The 1,438-nt window shown below is 64.5% G+C and carries 3 protein-coding genes and 1 other RNA gene; all 4 read left to right on the top strand.

Features of this window, described 5'->3' with window-relative positions; translation table 11 throughout:
• Positions 1-361 precede the first annotated feature (361 nt).
• Positions 362-643, top strand: coding sequence for a hypothetical protein (locus tag Mcas_RS15770; RefSeq protein ID WP_003094504.1), 282 nt, complete (start codon positions 362-364; stop codon positions 641-643).
• Between the two features lies 1 nt (position 644).
• Positions 645-851 carry a hypothetical protein gene (locus tag Mcas_RS15775; RefSeq protein ID WP_003094506.1) on the top strand — a complete coding sequence of 69 codons (207 nt, stop codon included), beginning with the start codon at positions 645-647 and terminating at the stop codon, positions 849-851.
• A 270-nt stretch (positions 852-1,121) separates the two neighbouring features.
• An RNA gene (locus Mcas_RS17905) (hammerhead ribozyme type II) lies at positions 1,122-1,193 on the top strand.
• A partial coding sequence (locus Mcas_RS15785; protein ID WP_040336515.1) for a hypothetical protein occupies positions 1,194-1,438 on the top strand: 245 nt, incomplete at its 3' end. It abuts the RNA gene before it with no gap.

Genomic DNA, 1,438 nt, shown 5'->3' on the forward strand with positions numbered 1-1,438 from the left:
CGACAGCGACCAGTACCAGCAGATCAGCCTCGATATGGCGGGGGTGTGATATGGCCCGCAACCGCGCGCAACAGCTGTGCATCGTCACCTTGGACTATCAGCGTTTCCTGTTACCCCAGGCTGATGCACTCAAGCTGATAGACATCATGAGTCGAGCCGCAGAGGTTCAGGCCGACTACGCCTCTGGAGCTGGGTTCAAGTACACCGTCGGCGAAGYGCCGGAAGTCGAGTTGACGRTAGTRCGCCCCAGTCAATTGGTCATGCCGCAGGCCGAGCCGGCCCCAGCTACACCACGCGCTCGCCGGAAGTCTCCGGCCCAGGTCACGCACGATGCCATTCGGCTGCTGGAGGGGCTCTGATCATGACCAAGACGTTCGCCATGTGCCGCATCGACGGCCTGATCGAGCTGCGGGAGGAACACCCAGGCGAGGGCTACTTCGCCCTTGCCGTGGGCGACTTGGCCAGCGTGCGGGCGGCGGTCTTTGCAACCGCTGAGCCGCACCAGGTCGGCAAGAAAGTCGCCCGGCGCGTACCGGGTGTGAGCCCCGACGCCACCGACCGCGAGAACCTGGGTTCCATCGCCCGCTACATCCAGACCCTGGGCCAGCAGGATCGGCCTGGCTTCCGTGCGCTGGGGGTGTGAAATGCAGCAGTCCAACCCCTTCAATCATCCCGGACAGAGCTATGGCGCCGTAGACGTCGATAGCCGTCTCCGCGCCGTTGCCGGCTTCGACCTGGAGCAATGCCGCGCTGCGCTCGCGGTCACCGGCCTCCAGAAGATCGTCGAGCAGAAAATTCGCACCCGCATCCGCCAGCTGGAAAAGCAGGCATCCGCACAGAAGGAGGCATAACCATGGCCGTATACACCATCACCCTCAGCGACACCGAAGGCGGAATAGATTTCTCCATGCAAGGCCCGCCGCTGCACGACTCCGAAGCATCGAAGATCGCCTACGCCCTTATGCAATAGACCATGTCCCTCGGCCGAGAACTCGCAAAGCAGAACGGAGTTGGTAACGCCGTTTCCTGCGCCTGCGACGAGTGCCTGGCACGCCGCGCTCGCGGCGAGGAACCGCAACAGGAAATCCACTACACCACGGCCAAGAGCCGCACCGTCCACTGAGCGAAACCGCCCCGGCCTGGCCGGGACGGTCTGCCGGACGTGGTGGTCCGGTACTGATGAGCAGCCACCCATGACGAACGAAACCAAGACAGACCGCCAGCGCCGCCTGGCGCGGGAACGCCAACGGGCGAAGCGCGAGCGCGATGCCCTGCGCCGCGCTGCGCTGGGCGGTCGCCGCTTCAACATGGACATGTACCAGGGAACGGCGGATGCACTCGATCTGATCTGCGCGGCCGGTGGCTTCGCCGAGCCGGCCGAGGCGGTCACCTTGCTCCTACACAACGTTGCCGAAATTGCTGAGCGTGACGCGTCACG

This window comes from Candidatus Magnetobacterium casense (genome assembly GCF_000714715.1).
GTDB lineage: Bacteria > Nitrospirota > Thermodesulfovibrionia > Thermodesulfovibrionales > Magnetobacteriaceae > Magnetobacterium > Magnetobacterium casense.

Bases quoted from the DNA above. Each gene is read 5' to 3' on its own strand.
- Mcas_RS15770 (WP_003094504.1), top strand. From the start codon at position 362: ATGACCAAGACGTTCGCCATGTGCCGCATCGACGGCCTGATCGAGCTG.
- Mcas_RS15775 (WP_003094506.1), top strand. From the start codon at position 645: ATGCAGCAGTCCAACCCCTTCAATCATCCCGGACAGAGCTATGGCGCC.